At 51.2% G+C, this 17,983-nt stretch carries 16 protein-coding genes; 4 read left to right on the top strand and 12 right to left on the bottom strand.

Annotation, left to right across the window (positions count from 1 at the left end; translation table 11 throughout):
* Window positions 1-128 precede the first annotated feature (128 nt).
* From LX59_RS06855 to mhpT, 4 genes are all read right to left on the bottom strand, one after another.
* Window positions 129-1,577 carry an aldehyde dehydrogenase gene (locus LX59_RS06855; protein ID WP_144571108.1) on the bottom strand — a complete coding sequence of 483 codons (1,449 nt, stop codon included), beginning with the start codon at window positions 1,575-1,577 and terminating at the stop codon, window positions 129-131.
* Window positions 1,578-1,659: 82 nt separating this feature from the next.
* The gene (locus LX59_RS06850; RefSeq protein WP_144571107.1) at window positions 1,660-2,490 is read right to left on the bottom strand and encodes a p-hydroxycinnamoyl CoA hydratase/lyase; all 831 of its coding nucleotides are present in this window, start codon (window positions 2,488-2,490) and stop codon (window positions 1,660-1,662) included.
* Between the two features lie 88 nt (window positions 2,491-2,578).
* Window positions 2,579-3,850 carry an OprD family porin gene (locus tag LX59_RS06845; RefSeq protein ID WP_144571106.1) on the bottom strand — a complete coding sequence of 424 codons (1,272 nt, stop codon included), beginning with the start codon at window positions 3,848-3,850 and terminating at the stop codon, window positions 2,579-2,581.
* 145 nt (window positions 3,851-3,995) lie between these two features.
* Window positions 3,996-5,225 carry a 3-(3-hydroxy-phenyl)propionate transporter MhpT gene (gene mhpT / locus LX59_RS06840; protein ID WP_144571105.1) on the bottom strand — a complete coding sequence of 410 codons (1,230 nt, stop codon included), beginning with the start codon at window positions 5,223-5,225 and terminating at the stop codon, window positions 3,996-3,998.
* 542 nt (window positions 5,226-5,767) lie between these two features.
* On the opposite strand from mhpT, the gene LX59_RS06835 reads away from it, so the two are divergent.
* Window positions 5,768-6,253, top strand: a complete 486-nt coding sequence (locus LX59_RS06835) for a MaoC family dehydratase (RefSeq protein WP_144571104.1) — start codon at window positions 5,768-5,770, stop codon at window positions 6,251-6,253.
* Here the strand turns inward: LX59_RS06835 and LX59_RS06830 are convergent.
* The 5 genes from LX59_RS06830 to LX59_RS06810 form a co-directional block, all read right to left on the bottom strand.
* Window positions 6,250-6,675: a MarR family winged helix-turn-helix transcriptional regulator gene (locus LX59_RS06830; protein WP_144571259.1), complete on the bottom strand. Its 426-nt coding sequence runs from the start codon at window positions 6,673-6,675 to the stop codon at window positions 6,250-6,252. The genes LX59_RS06835 and LX59_RS06830 overlap by 4 nt on opposite strands.
* A gap of 200 nt (window positions 6,676-6,875) precedes the next feature.
* Window positions 6,876-7,865, bottom strand: coding sequence for an aldo/keto reductase (locus LX59_RS06825; protein WP_144571103.1), 990 nt, complete (start codon window positions 7,863-7,865; stop codon window positions 6,876-6,878).
* Window positions 7,866-7,877: 12 nt separating this feature from the next.
* A complete protein-coding gene (locus LX59_RS06820) occupies window positions 7,878-8,834 on the bottom strand; it encodes a Gfo/Idh/MocA family oxidoreductase (protein WP_144571102.1) in 957 nt (318 codons plus the stop codon).
* Window positions 8,835-8,929: 95 nt separating this feature from the next.
* Window positions 8,930-9,844, bottom strand: coding sequence for an amidohydrolase family protein (locus tag LX59_RS06815; RefSeq protein WP_211354830.1), 915 nt, complete (start codon window positions 9,842-9,844; stop codon window positions 8,930-8,932).
* A gap of 44 nt (window positions 9,845-9,888) precedes the next feature.
* Entirely contained in the window at window positions 9,889-10,914 is a 1,026-nt protein-coding gene (locus LX59_RS06810) for an amidohydrolase family protein (RefSeq protein WP_144571100.1), read from the bottom strand.
* 381 nt (window positions 10,915-11,295) lie between these two features.
* Here LX59_RS06810 and LX59_RS06805 point away from each other — a divergent pair, with 381 nt between their 5' ends.
* On the top strand, window positions 11,296-12,105 hold the full coding sequence (locus LX59_RS06805) for a replication initiation protein (RefSeq protein WP_144571099.1): 810 nt from the start codon (window positions 11,296-11,298) through the stop codon (window positions 12,103-12,105).
* A gap of 90 nt (window positions 12,106-12,195) precedes the next feature.
* On the opposite strand, the gene LX59_RS06800 is transcribed toward LX59_RS06805, so the two are convergent.
* Window positions 12,196-13,011 (bottom strand): sugar phosphate isomerase/epimerase family protein, encoded by an 816-nt coding sequence (locus LX59_RS06800; RefSeq protein WP_144571098.1) that lies wholly within the window; start codon window positions 13,009-13,011, stop codon window positions 12,196-12,198.
* A gap of 101 nt (window positions 13,012-13,112) precedes the next feature.
* Complete coding sequence (locus tag LX59_RS06795) at window positions 13,113-13,892, bottom strand: IclR family transcriptional regulator (protein ID WP_144571097.1); 780 nt, start codon at window positions 13,890-13,892, stop codon at window positions 13,113-13,115.
* A gap of 384 nt (window positions 13,893-14,276) precedes the next feature.
* On the opposite strand from LX59_RS06795, the gene LX59_RS06790 reads away from it, so the two are divergent.
* Window positions 14,277-15,557, top strand: a complete 1,281-nt coding sequence (locus LX59_RS06790; protein ID WP_144571096.1) for an OprD family porin — start codon at window positions 14,277-14,279, stop codon at window positions 15,555-15,557.
* A gap of 173 nt (window positions 15,558-15,730) precedes the next feature.
* On the top strand, window positions 15,731-16,486 hold the full coding sequence (locus LX59_RS06785; RefSeq protein ID WP_144571095.1) for a sulfite exporter TauE/SafE family protein: 756 nt from the start codon (window positions 15,731-15,733) through the stop codon (window positions 16,484-16,486).
* Window positions 16,487-16,657: 171 nt separating this feature from the next.
* Here LX59_RS06785 and LX59_RS06780 read toward each other — a convergent pair whose 3' ends face one another.
* Window positions 16,658-17,983, bottom strand: a complete 1,326-nt coding sequence (locus tag LX59_RS06780; protein WP_144571094.1) for an ABC transporter substrate-binding protein — start codon at window positions 17,981-17,983, stop codon at window positions 16,658-16,660.

Raw genomic sequence — 17,983 nt, 5'->3', positions numbered from 1 at the left:
GAATTCCTCCAGCGGCTGGCCATCCGCAAGGGACAGCCGCCCCTTGGGGTCAGTATTAGGACTGCCCCGTTGTTCTTGTTGTGGGAAGACTCAAGCCACGCGCAGGCAGCTTGGATTCTGAGCCAAGCCTAAATCGGGTAATCGCGTGGGCTGGTCTGAACCGTTACCCAACGCAGCTGGGTAAAGTGTTCGATGGAAGCCTTAGCCCCAAAACTGCCGTAACCGCTAGACTTCACCCCGCCAAAGGGCATTTGCGGCTCGTCTTGCACCGTGGGGCCGTTGATGTGGCAAATGCCGGAATCCATGCGCTGGGCCAGATTCAGGGCGCGGGAGATGTTCTGACTGAACACCGCCGCCGACAAACCGAACTCGGAGTCATTGGCCAGCGCTAACAAGGCTTCGTCGCCCTGAGCACGGATGATGACGGCCACCGGGCCGAAGGATTCTTCGCGGTACAGACGCATCTCTGGGGTAATACCGTCCAACAGTGTGGCTTGCATTAAGCTGCCCTCACTGCGGCCGCCGCAGAGTAACCGCGCGCCTTTGGCCACCGCATCGTCCACCAAAGCTTGCACCCGCGTGGCCGCCACCGCGTCAATCATGGAGCCAAGTACCGATTGGCCCGCGCTAGGGTCGCCCACCGATAGGGTCGATACCTTGCGCACCAAGCGCTCGATAAAGTCCTCAGCGATGCGCTCATCCACCAAAATGCGTTCGGTGGACATGCAAATCTGCCCTTGGTTGAAGAAGGCACCGAAAGCCACGGCTTTCACCGTTGCCTCCAAATCCGCATCCTCCAACACCAGTACCGGAGCCTTGCCGCCCAACTCCAAAACCGCAGGCTTGAGGTGACGCGCCGACAGCTCACCAATGATGCGCCCCACATGGGTGGAGCCGGTGAAGTTGACGCGCCGTACCGCAGGGTTAGCGATCAAGCGCTCCACGATGATTGGAGCATCCTCCGGCGCATTGGTGATGACATTGACCACGCCATCGCCTAATCCGGCTTCCTGTAGAATTTGCCCTAACAAACGATGCACCGCCGAACTCTGCTCCGAGGCCTTAAGCACCACAGTATTGCCGCAGGCTAAAGGCATGGCGATGGCACGGGCCGCCAGAATAATCGGCGCGTTCCAAGGCGCAATGCCCAACACCACGCCACAGGGTTGCCTCAAGGCCATGGCAAAGTTACCCGGCATATTGGCCGGAATCACTGAGCCAGTAATCTGCGTGGTCATGGCCGCCGCTTCCCGCAACACCTCGGCAGCTAAATGCACGTTAAAGCCATACCAATTCGCCGCCGCTCCGGTTTCCACCGCCAGCGCCATGAATTCATCGCTGCGGGCTTCCAGCATATCAGCGGCTTTATTCAGGTAAGCACGGCGCTCGGCTGGCCCTAAAGCCGACCATGCGGGAAAGGCTTTCTGAGCGGCGGCCACCGCTGCATCGGCATCTTCAACACTGGCCGCCGCGATACGGGATACCGGCGCGCCGGTCAGCGGGTTGCAGCGTTCAAAGGTTCGGTTAGAGCGGGCAGGCCGAGCTTGGCCGTCGATTAACAAGGGCACGTCAAACATGGGCGGTTCCTTGGCTTATTGTTTTTGTTGTATCGGACTGTCTTAGCGTAAAGCGGCGCACTAACGCCGCTTTTGCAGCAGATCAGCGCTTATAGGCTTGTAAACCGGGCTTGATGCTTTTCTCATCCAAGAACTGCTTCATGCCTTCTTCGCGTCCGCCTTCTTCGTCCAGCAGACGCGATTGATCCAGTTTGGCGTACAGGTAATCTTCGTTTTGCTCCCAAGTCAGCTCGCGGCAGCGCTTGAAGCCATTTTTAGCCGCCCGCAATACCACAGGGTTTTTGTCCAGCAAGTCTTGGCACAGGGTGGCCACGGTTTCGCGCAATTGTTGCAGCGGAACGCTCATGTTCACCAAGCCCATTTCAGCGGCTTTTTTACCGTCGAAGGTTTTGCCGGTCATGATGTAGTACAGGGCTTGACGGTGGCCCACGGTATCCGCCATCGCCTTGCTGACCAAGTTGCCGGGGGGAATGCCCCAGTTGATTTCGGACAGGCCGAAGGTCGCTTCATCGGCGCAGATGGCTAAATCACAGGCCACCAGCGGGCTGAAACCGCCGCCGAAACACCAGCCATTCACCATAGCAATGGTGGGTTTGGCGTACATGCGCAGGAGTTTCCATTGCCATTCGCAGGCTTCGCGGCGGATTTTTTCTTGTAGGATTTCTGGGCCGGCATCCACCTCGCGGAAGTATTCCTTTAAGTCCATGCCGGCAGTCCAAGCGCTGCCCGCTCCGGTCAGTACCAACACCCGAGCCTCAGCATCTTGCTCAAGAGTTTCCAGCACATCGCGCATTTCACGATTGAGGGTGGGACTCATGGCATTGCGTTTTTCTGGACGATTGAGCATCACCCAAGCGATACCTGCGTCCAGTTCCACTTCAACGGTTTTCCAACGGCCTTGGTATTTACTCATCTGCATTCACCCTTGTTCATTGTTATCTGGTGTAACACTACATTAGGCTGTGAATATTGTTAAGTCAATTAACTATTTTTGCTTTTTTCTACCACAGCTTCATGCTGTACCAAATCTCAACCCGTGTCTGATTGGCGTCTCTAAAGCTGGCATTGGAGGCAAAGCTGTTTTGATAGCGCGCATTTTTGATACGAAAGTTAACTCCTTTAAGTGGCCCAGATTGAACGGCATAACTCACCCAAAAACTGCGCTCGGTTTCTTCCAGCCCTTTACCGCCGTAGCGCTCGGCCAGCTCAATGTTGGTGCCCTTCATAAAGCGCGCAACCGTGGTTAAACCGGGAATTCCCCAGCCTGCAAAGTCGTAGTCGTAACGCACATCCCAGTAGTGCTCATCGGGGTTGCTAAAGTCAGAGTTCATGGCCAACTCTGCCATCCGAAGCGCTTCTGAAGAGCTAATGTAGGGCAAGGCCGTGTCCCCGCTCAGAAGGTGGCCGCCGAGGGTGATTTTGTGAGTACCTTGCTGATAACTAAAGTTGGCTATGATGCTTTGGTTATCCACTGAACCGGCCTTCCCTTCGCCCGCTTCATCGCTGAGGAAGTAACGCAGATCACTCTTAAACTCACCCGGCCCTAGAGCAAAATTGTGCTGTAAGCCCAGATAGTGCTGCTGATAAATCTCGTTCAAGCGCGCGTAGTAATAGCTCAGGGTGAGGTTGGGTTTGGCCTGATAATCACCGCCGAAAAACAGAAATTCATCCGAGCGCGCTGCCCCGTTAAAACGCCCGTTGGGAGCCGCCACGCCGATTTTTTCGTTGTCCGTTGAGTCTCGATGATTCACGCGGTTCAGGTAACCAGCATGTAAGCTCAGATCATTAATATCTTTTGAGCGCAGATAGCCGCCTTGAAAGGTTTGCCACAGCAAGCGCGCGGGGCTGCTGATCAAAACGGGCAACATGGGCCTTAGCGTCCCCACATGCAGTTCGGTTTTGGAGTAACGCAGCTTCCCCGTAAGACCCATTTCGGAATAGCTGTTATCAGCACGGCCATCAGTGCCCACCGGCAATAAGCCCGTGCCTGCACGATCCTTGGAAGAATCCAGCTTCACCCCCCACTGCCCTAAGAAATCCAAACCAAAACCTATGGGCCCCTCGGTATAACCGGACTTGATATCCAGCGTGAAACCCTGCGCCCATTCGCGCTGCTGCTTGATGTTGCTCTCTCCTTTGTAATCACGGTCGAAGTAGTAGTTACGAAATGTCAGAGTGCCGCTGCTGTCTTCAATAAAGCCGCCACTGAATGCGGGCAAAGGAATCCACAGCAGGCTGGCGGAGATCAGAGCGATCTTCGGAACCTTATGCATGGTGTCGAGTAACCTTTTATTATTGTTGTGTACCCTTGACCGGCCAAACCGCAGGCACAGCCCTAGGCTGTGAACCCATGTCGGGCACAGTCATGATGTGTAATCAGGTGAGGTAGAAAGCGGACCGAAATCCGCTTTGGTTAGATCAGGCCGGAACTGGAGCCTGCACTTGATCGCGCCGACCCAGCAGGTAGAACACCGCCAGCGCTGCGACCACCACGCCGGGGGTCGAGGCCAGCATGACCCCGATAGTTCCGGTGCCCATAGCCAGCATTTGACCTGCTACTAGGGGGCCGCTGATGGAACCCAGACGGCCTATGGCTACCGCAGCGCCAATACCTGTACCCCGTACATCAACCGGGTAAAAGGCAGGGGCTAAGGCGTAAAGTACCAACTGCCCACCGATGGCAAAAAAGCCCGCCGTAAAGCCCGCCACGACGAGGCCTACGAATCCATTCGCTAATCCCAATCCGGCCAAGGCACCCAAAATACCCGCGTAGGTCAAAGCCACCAGCGCCACGGGTCGCCAACGATCCAGCAACAGCCCTAAGACAATTGAGCCGGTAGCACCGCCAATGTTGAATAGAATCTGCACCGTACTGGCTTGAGTCTTGGAAAACCCTTGGCCCAACAGTAAAGAAGGCAGCCAGTTCAGCAGCATGTACACCACCATCAGGGTGAAGAAGTAGCTCAACCACAGCAGCAGGGTGGGTACGGCGACTCCTTCGCGAAATAGCTGCTGCCAACTGGAGTTGGGTAGTGCTTCTTGTGACCGCTGACGGCGTTTCTGATAGGCCGAAGACTCCGGCAAACACAACATCAGCAAGGGCACTATAAACAGCGGGGCGATGCCGCCGACATGGAAGATCAACTTCCAGCCATCCACGATATCCGCCGTCCACATGCCAAATCCAGCGGCTAAGGCACCGCCTAAAGGGATCCCGCAGTACATCAGGCTGACGGCGGTTCCACGATGGCGGGTATCTACGGCCTCCGAGGTTAGGGCAATCAAATTGGGTAAGGCCGCGCCTAATCCCAGCCCCGTCAAGAAACGCACTGCCAAGAGACTGCTCAGATCCCAAGCCAGCGCACTGGCAATGGAAAAGACACCGAACAAAATCACCGCACAGATCAACACTCGTTTACGACCATAACGATCGGCCAACCAGCCACCCACCAAAGCACCGGGAAGTAAACCCAAAATACTGGTGCTAAAAACAGCCCCCATCATAGACGGACTGAGTTGAAACGCCGCCGCCAATCCCGGAGCGGCGATACCAGCCGACTGCAAATCAATACCTTCTATCAGTGCCACAATAAAGCACAGCAGAATGGTGACATAGGTACGGCGAGATCCCTGTTCTATCGTCTTCATCAAAATCACCTTAAGACTCACACAAGCTCATTAACAACGCCGGATTTTAGATATCTGGCGCTTATTCACGGGCTCGACACGGGTTAAGAGCAGCTTGATTGTTTACATCAGCCTGTTTAAAGCAGTGGGAGGTCTAAAAGGTGGGGAGGAATCGGATAGTGATCACCTAGATGCCAGCAATCAACCGTACAGGGGGCATAGCTCCAGCAGCCCAAAATAGGCAATGCCATAGAAAACCTCTCTTTCTTATCACATTGTTATGAGGATTGTTTATATAGTTAATTATTTAAATTAACTATCTAGCAGGATTTCAGCAGAGCATTATTCAAACGTCAATACAAATTGCGCTTCCTTTAACTTAGGAATTGGCTTTTAATTTCGGCCAGTAATTTTATATAAAAACCATTTATATCATAAAGTTAAAACGGTTTTTACCCACACAAAAAGCATGCAATACCCCCGTAGTCTGTTTAAAACATACGATAAACGCACACTTTGCGAAGACGCATCCGCATTAGAAAAATACTTAAGCGAGGAAATATATGAGCTTGAATGAGAAACCCAGCCTGTATTTGGATGACATTGCCGTAGGTATGCAGTTTTGCAGTCGATCCGCCGTTATCACCGAAGAACGCTTAAAAAGCTTTGCTCTGGAATTTGATCCGCAGCCCTTCCACTTGGACGAAGAAGCCGCTCAGAACAGTCTATTTGCTGGATTAGCCGCCAGTGGATGGCATACCGCTGCCCACAGCCATCGCCTGTTTTTAGAGAGTGTGCCTATGGCTAACGGAATGGTCGGTGCGGGCGTGGAATTATCTTGGCCTACCCCCACCCGAGCCGGTGATTGGCTGCGCGTGGAAAGCCGCGTTAAGGAGATTATTCCATCCCGCTCTAAACCTGATCGGGCCATCGTGATTATGGAGAGTCAGACCCTAAATCAGGCGGATGCGGTGGTACTGAAGATGCTGTCGCGGATCGTGATGTTCAAACGTGACAGCGACTCGCCTGCTGTAGCAGATCCCGTTTAGGCTTCCGGTAAATAGACTTTATGCAGCAGCGCCACCAATTGATCGCGCTCTTCTGCCGTCAGGGCGGCGGTGCTCTCTTCGTCACTCAACCGGGCGACTTCTTTAAGCTCTTTCAGCAGATTTTCCCCCGCCTTGCTGAGAAAAATACCGTAAGAGCGTCGATCGGGCTTACAACGCACACGCACGGCGAGGCTGCGCGCTTCCAGTTTATTGAGCAGAACTACGGCCTGAGGGGGCTCAATGGCCAAAATGTTGGCCAAATCAGCCTGCATAAGACCGGGATATTGTTCGATGATGGCTAGGGCGGTGAACTGTGCGGGCCGCAAGTCAAACTTGTTTAAGTTGGACACTAAATGCTGAAACACCTTCAGCTGCGCACGCCGTAGGGCATAGCCGACCAAGGCATCCAATTTGGTGGGCATGCAACCTGTACTGGTGTCTAAGGGCTCATCAATGGCCAAATTATTAGATTTTTTAGGCACGGGAATTAGCCTAGTTCCGTAAAAAAAGGTTATGCAGCATAACACATATAGATTGCGTGCAATGATGTAGGCAAGGTCTTCTGGCAGATACCTAGGTGTGGGGAATCCTGTGCCCAGTGTTACCAAGCACAGGCCAAAGGTTAGAAGCGTTCGGTGTCGATCTCAGCGAAGGTAGCCGCGTTGTAGCGCAGGCCAACAACGGTATTTTGGTTGATCAGTGCATCCAGCCGAGCAACGACTTCTGGCGCTAACTCAATCTGCCCTGCTGTGAGGTTCTCGATCAGGTGTTTAGGCGAACAGGTACCCGGAATAGCCAAAATATGCGGCTGCCTCGCCAGTACCCAAGCCAAAGCCAATTGCGCCGAAGTATAACCCAGCTCTTGGGCAATCTTCTGATACTCAGCGAGTAGGCTGATGTTTTGAGCGTAGTTATCGGGCGAAAAGCGCGGCATAGCCAGACGAATATCGGTCGCTACTAGCTGCGATGCGGGATCGGTTAATTCACCGCATAAAAAGCCACGCCCCAGTGGGCTAAAAGCCACAAAGGCGGTACCGAGTGCTTGGCAGGCATCCAGTACGGCAATCTCTGCCTCCCGCGACCAGAGTGAATACTCACTCTGTACCGCCGCAATCGGATGTACCGCGTGGGCGCGATGCAGCGTGTTAGCAGACACCTCTGAAAGACCGATAGCCCTGATTTTGCCTTCGCTCACCAAGTCCGCGAGCGCACCTACGCTGTCCTCAATCGGGACTTTGAAGTCGAAACGGTGCAGGTAGTACAGATCAATCACGTCTGTCCGCAAGCGCTTTAGGGCGGCTTCGCAGGTGGCTTTCAAGGTTTCGGGGCGACCGTCGATCACCCGCTTACCATCGACTCCGGTCATACCGCATTTGCTGGCGAGAACAAAGTCTTGGCGGTGGGGTGCCAAGACTTCACCCAGCAGGCTTTCGTTGGCACCAAAGCCATACAAAGCGGCGGTATCAAAAAAGTCCACGCCTTGATCTAAGGCCAGCTTAAGTAGGCTGGCCGCTGCCTCGCGCGCAGGCGGCTGGCCGTAGGCATGACTAAGACTCATGCAGCCTAATCCAATGGCTCCGACCCTAAATGGCCCAATGTGCCGCCTTTGCATCGAGGATTCTCCTTATTCAGCCAATTGCTTATCAAGCTCACCGAGGATTCGGTAGCAGTCAAACACTTTAGCTACTGAGGCGTTGGGTTCGCGTCCCTCACGAATAGCGGCCACGAATTCACGATCCTGCAATTCGATGCCGTTCATGGAAACATCAACCTGTGAAACGTCGATTTTTTCTTCCTTGCCGTTATACAGGTCGTCATAACGGGCAATGTAGGTTCCCGTGTCGCCAATGTAACGGAAATAAGTCCCCAGTGGGCCTTCGTTGTTGAAGGACAGGGACAGAGTACAGATTGCACCATTAGCCGCTTTAAGTTGGATGGACATATCCATCGCAATCTTCAGCTCAGGATGAATTGGCCCTTGAATCACGTTGGCTTTCACAACGGGCGAACCGGCTTGGTAGGCGAACAGGTCAACGGTGTGGGCCGCATGGTGCCACAGCAGATGATCCGTCCAAGAACGAGGCTGACCCAAAGCGTTGATGTTCTTACGGCGGAAGAAGTAGGTCTGCACGTCCATTTGCTGGATGTTCAGCTCACCCGCGGTAATTTTGTTGTGTACCCACTGATGGCTGGGGTTAAAGCGCCGAGTGTGGCCCACCATAGCTACTTTGCCGCTGGCTTTTTGGATTTCCAGCAAGGCTTGAGCGTCAGCCCAAGAGTCAGCCATCGGGATTTCAACCTGCACGTGCTTACCGGCTTTCAGGCAAGCCATGGCTTGGGAGGCATGAATCTGAGTGGGTGTACAGAGAATCACTGCATCAACCTCAGGAGAGGCTAAGGCTTCGTCGAGGCTGGTGTAGGACTGAGGAATATTATATTGGGCGGCTACTTCTTTAGTGTTTTCCAGATTCTGGCCCACTAAAGCAACTACGCGAGCGTCTTTGACATTCTTTAAAGCATCCAGATGTTTAATACCAAAAGCACCGGGACCTACCAGAGCAATATTAACAACTTGGCTCATAAACCCTCCGAGATAACCGATCGCAGTATCTAGTTATTTATTAAATAATTGCGATGCGGCTTACTCTATTCTAAGTTAATTGATTTTATATTAATTCAAACTTCTTCAGGCCAGTACAAGCGCATGGGATTATCAACTAATAACTTGTGTTGTAATTCCGCAGTTGGAGCAATATGTGGAATAAAGTCGACTAATAAACCATCGTCTGGCATATGATCTTTCAGGTTAGGATGCGGCCAATCCGTACCCCATAACACCCGATCCGGGAACTCTTCAACCACGCGGCGCGCAAAAGGCACTACGTCCTTATAGGCATTCAGTTCGCCATTTAGGGCTTTAGGGCCGGTCACGGATAGGCGCTCAGGACAACTGACTTTGCTCCAGACGTTGGGATTATCCCGCATGAACTTCAGGAATAACTCAAACTCAGGGCCATCCACCGGCTTTGACACATCGGGGCGACCCATGTGATCGACTACCACTTTGGTTGGCAGCGCAGTGAAGAAGTCCCACAGCTCTGGCAAATCAACGGCTTCAAAGTAAATCACCACGTGCCAATCCCATTTGGCAATGCGGCCTGCGATCTCTAGCAGTTCGTCTTTGGGGGTGAAATCCACCAGCCGCTTCACGAAGTTAAAGCGCACGCCTCGCACACCGGCTGCGTGCATGGCTTCCAGTTCTTCGTCGGTGACGGTGCGGCGTACGGTGGCCACGCCTCGGGCTTTACCTTCACTGTGGATCAGGGCATCGACCATAGCCCGGTTATCCGCCCCGTGGCAGGTCGCTTGCACTACCACGTTACGGGAGAAGCCCAGTTGGTCGCGCAACGCGTAGAGCTGCTGTTTGGAGGCATCACAGGGCGTATATTTGCGCTCGGGTGCGAAGGGGAACTCAGCTCCCGGCCCAAACACGTGACAATGAGCGTCCACCGCCCCTGCGGGCAATTTGAACTTAGGAGTCGCTGGGCCGGCATACCAATCAAGCCAACCGGGCGTTTTAGTAAATTCCATAATCTTTTGACCTGAAGAGTGTTGTCGGAAAGGATCGCCGGCTATCAGCGGCCTCGGGCTTTCAGAGCGGCATCCAGTCGTGGGTAAACACGGCGTGCGTTGCCTTCGTAGATCTGATAGCGCTCTTCATCGGTCAGTGCAGCGCCATCAATGTAGCGCTTGGTATCGTCGTAGTAATGGCCGGTTTGTGGGTCAATGCCCCGTACTGCACCGATCATTTCAGAGGCGAACAGCACGTTCTTAACTGGGATTACTTTGGTCAGCAGGTCAATACCGGGTTGGTGGTAAACGCAGGTATCAAAGTAGATGTTGTTTAGCAGGTGATCGTCCAGTAGCGGCTTTTTCATCTCTTGCGCCAAACCGCGATAGCGTCCCCAGTGGTAAGGGGCCGCGCCGCCGCCGTGTGGAATCACAAATTTCAGGCTTGGGAAGTCTTTAAACAGATCGCCCTGAATCAACTGCATCACAGCCGTGGTATCGGCGTTGATGTAGTGAGCACCGGTGGTGTGGAAGCAGGCATTGCAGCTGGTTGAAACGTGAATCATCGCGGGGATGTCGTATTCAACCATTTTTTCGTAGATCGGATACCAATGACGGTCGGTCAAGGGTGGGCTTGTCCAGTGACCGCCGGAAGGATCTGGGTTGAGGTTGATGCCCACGAAGCCGTATTCGTTAACGCATTTTTCCAGCTCAGCCACACAGGTTTTAGGATCAACACCCGGTGATTGAGGGAGCATTGCTGCTCCTGCGAAATGGTCTGGGAACAGTTGGCTAACGCGATAGCACAGCTCGTTACAGATGGCGGCCCAGGTAGCAGAAGTCTCAAAGTTACCCACGTGGTGGGCCATGAAACTGGCACGGGGACTGAAGATAGTCAGATCGGCTCCGCGCTCTTTCATTAGGCGTAGCTGATTTTGTTCGATGGTCTCACGCAGCTCGTCATCGCTGATCTTAAGATCGCTCACCGAAGGGTTTTGAGAGGGATCTTTAAGGCCAGCAATTTGGCGATTACGCCAGTCTTCGAGCGCTTTAGGCGCTGTGGTGTAGTGACCATGAATATCAATAATCATGCTAGTTCCTTTTGTTTTGCGGCTGGCAGTGGGTGGGACACTGCACGGATCTTTATGGGGATGGCACTGATTGTCTGGTCGTATTCGGTGGCTGAACACTATGGCTTGCTACTATCAGATATCTCATTTTGAGATAAATAGCTCGTATCAATAGCAGGATTGTTATTAATTAATGGATTTATCTTGATGGCCCTAATTCGGGGCTTTGGCAGAGTTATCCACAGGTTCGGATTAGCACGTTGCTCCTTTTTACTTTTTACTTTTAGGCGCTCTGTAAGCCACGGATGGCGCGGTCTCCAGCGTTTAAATGTGGAGGTTTTTGTTGCTTTTGTGGAATAAAATACAAACTCATATTTAGAGCACAAAAGGGAGGCTAATCTGATGGATCAGTCCCAGATGATTTATAAGAGCAACGCATTGGTTGAGGCGGCTTATCGCTTAAGTGTCCAAGAGCAGCGGATTATCTTGGCCTGTATTGCTCAGGTGCGTAGGGATGAACCCGTCACCGATGAAGTTATGTATTCAGTGAGCGCTGAAACCATTGCCAGCATGGCGGGGGTTCCCATTGAGTCCTCCTACAGCCAGCTTAAGGAAGCCGCTCTACGCCTTAAAAGGCGCGAAGTTCGCCTAACCCACGAACCGAATGGAAACGGAAAAAAACGCCGAACCATCATCACCGGATGGGTACAGACTATTGTGTATTGCGACGGTGAAGGACGGGTGGAACTGCGCTTTTCTAAAGACATGCTGCCTTATTTGACCGAATTAACGCGCCAATTCACCAAATATGCTTTAGCTGACGTAGTCAAAATGAGCAGTCCGCATGCTATTCGATTGTATGAGCTTTTAGTGCAATGGGACTTAGAAGGCAAACGAGAAATCGAAATTGATCGATTACGAATTTGGCTTCAATTAGAAGCACGATATCCACTGATGGCGGATTTTAGGCGTTGGGTCATTGAACCTTCCGTTGAGCAAATCAACCAGTACAGCCCACTCCAAGTTTCTTGGTCACAACGCAAAACGGGGCGAAAGATTAGCCATTTGCTGTTTGAGTTTTTTCCAAAGCAAAGTATTAAGAAATCTAAAAGAATTAAAGTAAACCCCATAACAGAAACTGAATTAAGTCAGCTGGCCCTTCCCGGTGAAACTAAAGATCAAGCCTTACAACGCTTAGGTAAAGCACATTAACTAATACTGTTATAAGTTACAAACAGCCATAAAATAAACTATGGCCGTCTGTTATTTAGGCCAAACAATTGCTCAGTTAATTTTTAAAACTTATAGTTCACCGAGTATTTTTAGCGCTTTATCCCGCGCTAATTGAGCTCGCTCTAAGGCTGTTACACCCTGTTCTAATAGTTGCCGAGTAGGAACCTCTAAACTCAGAGGTAAGGACTTAGGTAAGGTACTGAGCAGTGCTTTAAGGTCGCAGTCACCATCACCGGGGAAGCGCCGCTCATTGCGGGCTTGGCGCAAAATCTCATCCATGCTATCCGGGCAAGGGCCAGCAACATCGCACAATTGAGCGTAGCGCCAAAAATCAGCCGGTAAGCATTGCAGATCTTCCAGTTGGGATTTGGAACGGTTGAAATGGAAGGCATCCACTAAAACACGACCATTGGCCTGCCCAGCGCGTTCCACAACACGCAAGGCGGTCTTAAGGTCGGGAACGTCAGTCCAAGGCATAAATTCGATGTGAGGATGTAGCCCATAGGGTTTAGCCCGTTCACACAGAGCTGCAAAATTATCGGTCAAGCGTGAAAAATCGGAGTCGTTACCGGCTACCAACAGCTCGCTGGCCCCCAATTCCGCTCCTGCCTCTAGCAAATTATCCAGCGTATCGACTTTGGTGTCTGACTTGAGGCGCAAGATTTCGATGTCAAGCACTCGTACTCCCGTATCACGCAAGCGAGCCAAGGTTTTCCGACGCAAGCTGAGATCCGCAAGTAAAGGGAAGTGGTGTTCCTCTGGCGTAGCGGGTATCAAGCGCAAGCCAACGTGGCTGTAACCCACTTGTGCGGCTACTTCAACCATATCAGGCGGAGAGAGTTCAAGCACGGTTAGAGCAGCAAGAGAGAGAACAGGTGAGGTCATGGCGTACTCCTATTAAAACTGGAACTATGTTCTATTTTTATTTGGGCAAATTCCATGACAGGATGCAAGGGAAAATACCTTGCACCTGCTCTTTTCTGAAATTAAGTAAAAAATTCAGAGGCTAAACTAGCAGCGGACAGCTCATCCCGCGCGCTCCACAGTGTGGGAGCTAGTTCTTGCATACGCTCCAAAGTTAAACGAGCACTGGGGCCTGCAATACTCAGTACGCCGATGGTTTGGCCCGTGCGTGGAGACTGAACCGGAACTGCCATAGCCGCAGTCCCTACGGAGGCGCTTTCAACCACGGCTGCATAGCCTCGTTGACGCGCCTGAGCCAAACGCTCTAGCAGGGTGGATATATCTTGAGGCGCATTGGGGCCTGCTTCAGCGGTAGCCTGTGCCCACCCCTGTTGCATCACTAGAATTTGAGCCTGTTCATCGGTGAGGCTGAGTAACCAAGCCTGACCCGAAGCTGTAGAGGCTAAGGGGGCTTCTCGCCCCATATCGGGATCGTAACGCAGTCCAGCTTTAGCTCCCTGAGCTTTGACGATCCAGGTCAGGCGCTGATCTTCAATAACCCCGAGCCGCACCAATTCCCCGCTTTCGGCTGCTAGTCGATCCAGAATAGGTTGCACAATATCCAGCCCCGTATGGGACAAATAACGAAAGCCCATGGCTACTAACCGCGTAGAAAGGCGATAGTGACTGGTTTGCACATCCTGTCGCACATAACCGAGCCGAATGAGCTCACCCAACATGCGGTGGGCGGCGCTTTTAGGGATCTCCAATTGATCCGCTAGATTTTGCAAGGGCATACCTTCTGGATTGCCCGTTAAGGCTTCCAATAGCCCGAAAGCCCGTTCAATTTGACTGCCTGCCATAAAATTATTCTTAGTAAAGAGAAAACTAAAATTCTAAAAGAGAAGAGGCCATCCGTGTGACGGAGTGCATCATGCTTAAAAATGTTCTAACCAGTTAGTTTTTGTTCGATTATCAATCAGAGTAAATTGCCTAAACACAAGCCACCTCTCAGTATTCGCCTAGCCCAGCGGGACACTACAGGGCCCATAACAACAAAAACTTTTGTGCCCAAGATGTGTTTTAACAGTCTCCTGTTTGGTCTGTTGCATATCAGTTTGTTTGTTGTTTTGAGTGCTCATCCCCGTTGGGTATGGACGGCTGTTCTGGAATCTCCAGAGCCAGTCAATTCCCTTGCTACTGGCCTCCCCAGCACATTTTGTGAGGCCGTAGAGTTGGAGCATGGTATGAACAAAAAGAATAAAAACTCTCGCACCTCAATCAAAATTGTTTCTTTATTAGCTACTGCTATTGCGCTTGCCAGTACAGGTGCACAAGCTGAATTTTTGAAAGACTCCAAAGCCACCCTGACCTTCCGTAACTTTTATATCAACCGTAACTTTGTCGGCGATAATGCTAACCGTAGTAAAGCCGAAGAATGGACACAAAACTTTATTCTCGACTTTAAATCCGGCTATACCGAAGGGGCTGTAGGCTTTGGTTTGGATATCTTGGCGCTTCAGTCTTATAAACTGGATGGCGGAAAAGGCACCGGCGGAACTCAATTATTGCCTTTAGATTCTAACGGGCGGCCTGCTAAAGAGTTTGGCCGTTTAGGGGTAGCTGGGAAAATGAAGTTCTCCAACACAGAACTTAAAGTAGGCGAATGGGCCATGATATATCCTGTTCTCCGTTCGGATGATGGCCGTTCATTACCACAAACATTCCGGGGCACTGTACTCACCACTAAAGAAATTTCCGGAGTAACGGGATACTTTGGTCATGTTACAGGTAACAGTCCGCGCGATGATGGTTCGATGGAAAAGATGGCCTTATTTGGAACCAACCCTAGAACCAGTAGTGCAGACTCAGATGATTTTGACTTTGCGGGGGTGGAATATAACTTCAATAATAAATTAACTACCTTTGGCGCTTGGTATGCGCGCTTAGATGATGTTTATAAACAGCGCTATTTCCAAATTCAACATAAGCAAATTTTATCAGAAGGCATGTCATTAAATGCCAATATTGGTTACTTCGATGGCGAGGACGATGGTAAAGCCTTATCTGGAAAATTAGATAACAAAGTACTGTCCGGTTTATTTTGGTTAACCTCAGGTAATCATAAATTTTATCTAGGCCTACAACGCGTTAGCGGTGATACCAAATGGTTGCGGGTAAACGGTACCAGCGGAGGTACCTTGGCTAACGATGGTTATAATTCTAGCCACGATAATGCCCGTGAGCGCTCTTGGCAGTTACGCTATGACTACGATTTTGCAGGATTAAACATCCCCGGATTAACTTTTATGATGCGCTATTTACAAGGCCATAATATTCACATCAACGGTAAAACTGATGGTGAAGAGTGGAACCGTGAGAGCGAGTTAGCTTATGTTATCCAAAGCGGAACTTTAAAAAATATGGCATTTCGCTGGAGAAATACCACCATTCACCGAAATTTTGGTACTAATAACCAATTTGATGAGCAACGTTTAATTGTCAGTTACTCACTGTCTCTATTCTAAAAGGTTACGCTCTAAATTATTCGCGATTAAACTTAACAAGCAGCCATCCTAAAATGGCGGTTTATATTTTATATCAACGCCGAAAGGAATAATGAGCACAGAGTTTTGCATGGGCTGAAGATGAGTTTATCGGTTAGGCTATCTCGGCCCAATAACATAACGAGAGTGCCTATATGGAATGGATTACAGCCGGTGTTCTGGAGCCTAGTACCGCCATCCTGCTGATTTTGCTGGCTGGCTTTACCTCCTGCATGACGGCCGCAGTGGGAATCGGTGGAGGGGCTTTATTACTGGCGGCTATGGCTTCTTTAGTTCCCATTTCGGCCTTAATTCCGCTGCATGGCTTAGTACAATTGGGCTCTAATGCCAATCGAGCCGTGATGACTCAAAAGTATATTGACTGGAGCATGCTGCGGTTTTTTGCGCTCGGTGCTGTGTTAGGAGCCCTTTTAGCTTCACAAGTAGTCGTTCAGCTTCCTTTGGTTGTGATCGAAATCTCCGTGGCACTGTTCATTTTATTTTTGGTTTGGGGGACAAAACCTCAGGCCGAGGAGGTTTCCTCCTCAGGACAAGTATTATCGGGGGCTTTTACCACCTTTATCAGTATGTTTGTGGGGGCTACCGGCCCTTTGGTGGCAGGTTTTGTACACCGTACTGGATATGAAAAATTGAGAATAACCGCAACTATGGCTGCCTGTATGACTTTTCAGCACAGCCTCAAAATATTAGTGTTTTCTAGTGTTGGTTTCGCCTTCTGGCAATGGTTGCCACTGACTTTGTCTATGATCTTAAGCGGAGCAGCGGGCACTTGGTTGGGGCTAAAGCTACTTAACCGTATTCCTGCTGAGCGCTTTCAGTTCATCTTCAAGCTGATTGTGACCTTGATGGCTTTAAAGCTGCTGTGGGATGGATTGTCGCAAGTTTTTTAGTTTAGATCTGAATTCAGTGTTCGGATGATAGCCTTGGTAGGCGGCGAGGCCTCCCTGTCACTGATTTGGCACAGCATTGGGGTTTTTGTCTGTTGTACCGAGCAAACGCTACTTTTGCGGCCCTTTAATTACAGGGGGATTACTCCAAAGGCTTCATCCCCCCTTTTTGTATCAATCTTCTTTGGAGCAATCGCGGGGTGTTATCCCCTTCTCCTGTGCGTATTTGTGGGATGAGGCTTCAATGATTGGACGCAGCAAAGCACGATCGGCCTGTACCCAGTCGCTGATCAGGTTCCATTGTTTACCGTCCCACTGCTGGAAGCGCACAGCCCCACCGCCTTCGTGATCCGCGCAAGAAAGTTGCAGCGGTTGCACCAAGCCTTTAGCGCCCAGCGCGGTTAAACGGACATCGTCTAGTTTTAGATGCTCAAAGCCCCAGCGCACCTGCTCCCCGGTGAGGGGTTGCTGCCCGAATTTTTCTTGGGCGATGCGTACCGCTTCCACGTTCAAAATACCGTTCACCACGCCGAGGTTATAATAAACCGTGCCAAAGCGTTTGGGATCGGCCAAATCCCCTTGGCCCTGGTCGATAACCTCTTTTTTGATTCCCTGCAATACCGGAAAATCAGTTCCTGAAGGATGGGTGGTAATGGAGATAAAGCCTTTCGCTGCCGCTCCCGCCGGTGCAGCATCTTCCTCAGAGTTGCTCCAAATATTGCCGATGATGCGATTGACCGGGAAACCTACCTTTTGCGCGGTTTTAAGGGCTACGGGATTCATGACTCCCCAGCCGCGCAGGATCACCCAATCGGGTTTTTCGCGCCGAATGTTTAGCCATTGGGACTGTTGCTCATTACCGGGGTGCGGCACTTCCAACAAGGTCAAGGTAAAACCATATTGTGCCGCGAGGGTTTTGAGCACTTCGTTGGTTTCTTTGCCATAGGGCGAACCGTGGTACAGGGTGACGATGTTTAGCCCCTTCAGTTTGCTTAATCCACCGGCCTGCTGACCGATGTAATTGATGATTGCGGAAACTTCGGAATAAGGGTTCAGTTGCAACGGAAAGGCATAGGGAAACACGCTGCCATCGGTGGAGTCAGTGCGGCCGTGGTTGATGGTAATCAGCGGTAATTTATCGGCGGTGGAGCGCTCCAAGGTCGCATAGGCGATGCCCACTGATAGGGGATTGGTGGCCGCTGCCGGTGCGCCCTTTAAGCCTCCTTTAAGGCGCTCATAGCACTCTACGCCCTTTTCTACCACGTATTCAGTTTCACATTCACTCCAAGTCAGCTTAACCCCATTGACGCCTCCCTTGGCATTAACGTACTTGAGGTAATCAATAAAACCGCCAAAAAAACCCGTGCCACCCGCCGCGTAAGGGCCAACTCGGTAGCTTTGGAGGGGAAAATATTGCTCGCCTTCGGCCTGTGCATTAAGGGTTGCGCTGCCTAAAGTCAGTGCCAGCACCAAACTGCTGGCAAAACTACGCTGGAACAT

Origin of the sequence: Azomonas agilis, from assembly GCF_007830255.1 — a bacterium.
Classification (GTDB): domain Bacteria; phylum Pseudomonadota; class Gammaproteobacteria; order Pseudomonadales; family Pseudomonadaceae; genus Azomonas; species Azomonas agilis.
Note: the sequence above shows the minus strand (reverse complement) of the source record. Positions and strands in the feature narration are given on the sequence as shown.

Excerpts from the sequence above, each read along its gene's own strand:
- LX59_RS06855 (WP_144571108.1), bottom strand. The coding sequence starts at position 1,577 with ATGTTTGACGTGCCCTTGTTAATCGACGGCCAAGCTCGGCCTGCCCGC.
- LX59_RS06850 (WP_144571107.1), bottom strand. The coding sequence starts at position 2,490 with ATGAGTAAATACCAAGGCCGTTGGAAAACCGTTGAAGTGGAACTGGAC.
- LX59_RS06845 (WP_144571106.1), bottom strand. The coding sequence starts at position 3,850 with ATGCATAAGGTTCCGAAGATCGCTCTGATCTCCGCCAGCCTGCTGTGG.
- mhpT (WP_144571105.1), bottom strand. The coding sequence starts at position 5,225 with ATGAAGACGATAGAACAGGGATCTCGCCGTACCTATGTCACCATTCTG.
- LX59_RS06835 (WP_144571104.1), top strand. The coding sequence starts at position 5,768 with ATGAGCTTGAATGAGAAACCCAGCCTGTATTTGGATGACATTGCCGTA.
- LX59_RS06830 (WP_144571259.1), bottom strand. The coding sequence starts at position 6,675 with ATGCCCACCAAATTGGATGCCTTGGTCGGCTATGCCCTACGGCGTGCG.
- LX59_RS06825 (WP_144571103.1), bottom strand. The coding sequence starts at position 7,865 with ATGCAAAGGCGGCACATTGGGCCATTTAGGGTCGGAGCCATTGGATTA.
- LX59_RS06820 (WP_144571102.1), bottom strand. The coding sequence starts at position 8,834 with ATGAGCCAAGTTGTTAATATTGCTCTGGTAGGTCCCGGTGCTTTTGGT.
- LX59_RS06815 (WP_211354830.1), bottom strand. The coding sequence starts at position 9,844 with ATGGAATTTACTAAAACGCCCGGTTGGCTTGATTGGTATGCCGGCCCA.
- LX59_RS06810 (WP_144571100.1), bottom strand. The coding sequence starts at position 10,914 with ATGATTATTGATATTCATGGTCACTACACCACAGCGCCTAAAGCGCTC.
- LX59_RS06805 (WP_144571099.1), top strand. The coding sequence starts at position 11,296 with ATGGATCAGTCCCAGATGATTTATAAGAGCAACGCATTGGTTGAGGCG.
- LX59_RS06800 (WP_144571098.1), bottom strand. The coding sequence starts at position 13,011 with ATGACCTCACCTGTTCTCTCTCTTGCTGCTCTAACCGTGCTTGAACTC.
- LX59_RS06795 (WP_144571097.1), bottom strand. The coding sequence starts at position 13,892 with ATGGCAGGCAGTCAAATTGAACGGGCTTTCGGGCTATTGGAAGCCTTA.
- LX59_RS06790 (WP_144571096.1), top strand. The coding sequence starts at position 14,277 with ATGAACAAAAAGAATAAAAACTCTCGCACCTCAATCAAAATTGTTTCT.
- LX59_RS06785 (WP_144571095.1), top strand. The coding sequence starts at position 15,731 with ATGGAATGGATTACAGCCGGTGTTCTGGAGCCTAGTACCGCCATCCTG.
- LX59_RS06780 (WP_144571094.1), bottom strand. The coding sequence starts at position 17,983 with ATGTTCCAGCGTAGTTTTGCCAGCAGTTTGGTGCTGGCACTGACTTTA.